Genomic DNA, 259 nt, shown 5'->3' on the forward strand with positions numbered 1-259 from the left:
CTCGAACCGTTCGACACCGCGATGGCGAGCCTCTATGCGAAGCGCGCCGGCATCAGCCAGGCCGACGCGGTCGCGCTGATGGACAAGGAAACGTGGATCGGTGCCGAGCAGGCTGTATCCGACGGGTTCGCGACCGGGCTGCTCGACAGCGCGCAGGTCGCGAAAGACACCAACGCGAGCGGCAGCCGCAAGGCGCTCGCTCTCATTGAAGCGTCCATGGCGCGCGCCGGCTACTCGCGCGGCGCGCGCCGCGACGGGC

Annotated in this window: 1 pseudogene; it reads left to right on the forward strand. The window is 70.3% G+C overall.

What is annotated here, in order from left to right:
- Nucleotides 1–259, forward strand: a pseudogene (locus tag SB771_RS35470) (Clp protease ClpP); the annotation flags it as partial.

This window comes from Burkholderia sp. SIMBA_051 (assembly GCF_046534915.1).
Lineage (GTDB): Bacteria > Pseudomonadota > Gammaproteobacteria > Burkholderiales > Burkholderiaceae > Burkholderia > Burkholderia ambifaria.